General features: G+C 64.0%; 4 protein-coding genes. All 4 read right to left on the bottom strand.

Annotation, left to right across the window (positions count from 1 at the left end; translation table 11 throughout):
- Positions 1-670, bottom strand: a 670-nt coding sequence (locus ACMO6A_RS12735) for a molybdopterin-dependent oxidoreductase (RefSeq protein ID WP_418471368.1), incomplete at its 3' end; no start/stop codon positions are given.
- Between the two features lie 606 nt (positions 671-1276).
- Positions 1277-2209, bottom strand: coding sequence for a slipin family protein (locus tag ACMO6A_RS12730; RefSeq protein ID WP_009609294.1), 933 nt, complete (start codon positions 2207-2209; stop codon positions 1277-1279).
- A gap of 9 nt (positions 2210-2218) precedes the next feature.
- Complete coding sequence (locus ACMO6A_RS12725; RefSeq protein WP_009304315.1) at positions 2219-2599, bottom strand: GntR family transcriptional regulator; 381 nt, start codon at positions 2597-2599, stop codon at positions 2219-2221.
- 231 nt (positions 2600-2830) lie between these two features.
- Positions 2831-3138 (bottom strand): NrfD/PsrC family molybdoenzyme membrane anchor subunit (gene nrfD / locus ACMO6A_RS12720; protein WP_418471365.1); only part of this gene is annotated, 308 nt, incomplete at its 5' end.

The raw sequence follows: 3138 nt of genomic DNA, 5'->3' as shown, positions 1-3138 counted from the left end.
TGGACTCCAGGAAGTTGCTGCCCACGTTGAGTACGAGCTTGGAATTCACCCAGTCGCGAGCCTCGCAGGTGGCCATCGCGTAGCCGCCGCCGAAACCGATGGCAGGATCCAAACCGTTGCCGATGCCCACGTCGATGCCGGAGCTGGCATCCACCTGCGCGCCCAGCACGGCGGCCAGCCACGGGAAGTTCGCTTCGGCGCCCGTCGAGATGACCACGCAGTCGTTTCCGTACTTGCCCTGGAGCTCCTTGAGCTTGTCGCACACCTCGTCGAGCGCTTCGTCCCACGAGATAGGCTCGAACTCGCCCGCGCCGCGCTCTCCGGTGCGTCGAAGCGGGGTCTGCACGCGATGGTCGCCGTAGATGTGCTGGACCTCGGAAATGCCCTTCACGCAGATGGTTTCGTACCGGTCGTCGCAGCAGTGGTTCGGCTGAACCGACACCATGCGCCCGTCGCGCACCGTGCACGCCAGCGGGCACATGCCGCCGCAGTGGGACTGGTGGTAGGTGAACGCCGTGTACTCCTCGGCGGTCTCGGCATGCGCCGGAACCAGCCATCCGTCAGCGGAGGTCATCGCCCCCGCCGCGCCCAACATCGCCAGGCCGGCGCCCGCGACGGCGGTTCCCTTGACGAAACCCCGACGCGTCACGCTCATCTCGTCTGTGGTCATTGCATCCCCTTTCTCAGTGACTCATGACCGTTTCCTCGACCTCTAATTAACTGTTTTCATAGTAATATAGTTAAATAGGAAATTGAATATGTTCATTTCAAGAATAATTTAGACGTCTGCGAACGGTGCGGAAAACGCGGCGAAGGTCGCGAGAGCGGGATGCCCTTGCGACCTTCGCCTTGCGGGAGCAACGCCTTGTCGACATCGTATGCCCATGTCAGTTATCATATATTACCTTTTGGAAAATGTTTTACCGAGCGCAGCCGCGCCGTCATTGGAAGCGTCCGCTCCCCTATCGCACCATAGCAGAATCCGCCGTCGCGTAGCTGGCCTTTCCGATCCCGCAACCAACCGTTCGCGAACGAGCGGCCGACGGTGTCGGACAAGCGGAGACGCCCGATCGGGCTATCGGCGAGATACGGATCAGGAGAGCAGCGGCGCCTGCGGCGGGCAGAGGCGGGCTGTCAGCAAGCCGGCGACCCGCATCCGACGGCCCTGATGTTTCACGTGAAACATTTGTTTGCGCGAACGATTGTTTCACGTGAAACATTTGTACGTTTACGGGCACTGCCGAGAGGATGGCGCCCTTGCTTGCCGCAGGAGGGGCTACTTCTTCCCCTTGAGGGCGGAGGCTATGTCGCCTGTGAAGCCCTGGGCGTAGGGGCTCGGCACCACCACCATGTTGCCGCCCTCCTTCACGCTCTCGTTCACGAGGCTCATCATGCGCAGCTGCAGCGCCAGGTCGTCCTCGCGATAGGCGTGCGCGGCCTCGATGAACATGTCGGAGATGTCCTTCTCAACCTCGGCCAGCACGACGCGGGCGTTGCGCTCCTGCTGTGCCTGGGCTTCGGCGCTCATGGCGTTCTGCAGCTCCTGGGGCATGCGGATGTCGCGGATCTCCACGTCGATGATCGTGACGCCCCACTGCTCGGTTTTCTCCTCGATGTTTTTCTTCAGCTGGCGATCGATATGCGCGCGCTGCATGGACAGTTCGGCGATCTCCACCTGGCCGATGGCGTCGCGCAGCGCCGTCTGCGCCACGAGCGACGCCGAGTGCTCGTAGTCTTCCACGGCCAGGCACGCCTTCTTCGGATCCCACACCATCCAGAACACGACGGCGTCGAGATCCACCGGCACGAGATCGGCCGTGAGCACCTGCTCGGCCGAACACGAGATGGACGAGATGCGCTGGTCGATGACGATGGTCACCGAATCCACCACGGGGACGGTGACGTACAGACCCGGCCCGGCGAGGCGGTGGAACCGGCCGAAGCGCAGCACCACGGCACGCTCCCATTCGTAGGCGATGTGCACGCTGCCTGCCAGCGCCAGGCCGGCGACCACGGCGAGCGCCACGGTGAACGCCGAGCGGAAGGGGAACGTCGCAGCCAGGACGAGGGCGAACGCAACGAGGAACAGCGTCACGGCCAGCACCACCGCACCGCGGCGCGATGCCTTGCGCCTGCCGGAGACGCTCTCCTCCCCGCCTGACAGCACGTCGTTCGCACGCTCGTTGCCGCGTTTGCCGAACTTGACCATAGCTCGCTCCTATCCCATCCGGGAGATCTTGTCCTGAAGGCGACCCGCTATCTCTTCGCGCGTCATGCCCAGCTCCTCGCACTGGCGGATGAAATCGCCCATCATCGCATCGATGGTTGACTCCAGGGAGTCCTCGTCGTCGAACGCGGGATTCTCGGCGACGAAGGTTCCGCGCCCGCGCTTCGACATGATGAGACCCGACGTCTCCATGCTGCGGTACACCTTGTTCACGGTGTTGTAGTTGATGTTGAGGTTGACGGCCATCTCGTGCACGGTGGGAAGCTGGTCGCCGGGCTGGTAGCGCCCGGTCTGGATAAGGTAGACGAGGCGGTTGCGAAGCTGCACCCAGATGGGCACGCCGCTGCGTTCGTCTATGCTGAAATTCTCCATGCCCCGAGCTTCCTCGCGCCGTCGTCGGCTGGCGCGGATTTTCCTACATCTCTAGCCAAATACAACCGTGTATATTCTAGCGCGCTTCGTCGGCATCGCCGGCGAGAATCGCGCATTCGCAAGCACGAAACGACGACAGGGCGAGACGACGAGACGAGGGAGCGAGACGAGGGGACGAGGTTGTTGCCTCATTCTGCGATCGAAGCGGGACACCGACCCCGCCCCTTCGTCTCACAGGTACGACGCGATGTCCATGAAGGGAGCCGTGCACAGGCAGTACCGCAGGAAGAAGCCGCCTATCAGCACCAGCACGCCGATGCAGGCGCAGGCGCGCGCGTCGGGACGCCGCAGCGCCGCCTCCAGCGCGAAGGGGGCCGCGATGCCCACCGCCGCGAGCGCGCCCCAGAACGCGGGCGCCATATCGCCCGTCAGCAGGCGCTGCGCGGCCGCGCTCGACAGCACGTCACCGGCCGCCGCAACCATGAAGGCCGTCAGCACGACGGCCTCGAGCGCCAGCAGCGCGCCGTCGATGCGGGAGA

This window comes from Eggerthella sp., from assembly GCF_048329335.1.
GTDB classification, from domain to species: domain Bacteria; phylum Actinomycetota; class Coriobacteriia; order Coriobacteriales; family Eggerthellaceae; genus Eggerthella; species Eggerthella lenta.
This window is presented reverse-complemented; position numbering and strand designations above follow the sequence as displayed.

What these genes read in the sequence shown, in the direction of transcription:
- ACMO6A_RS12730 (WP_009609294.1), bottom strand. Translation starts at nt 2,209, where the DNA reads ATGGTCAAGTTCGGCAAACGCGGCAACGAGCGTGCGAACGACGTGCTG.
- ACMO6A_RS12725 (WP_009304315.1), bottom strand. Translation starts at nt 2,599, where the DNA reads ATGGAGAATTTCAGCATAGACGAACGCAGCGGCGTGCCCATCTGGGTG.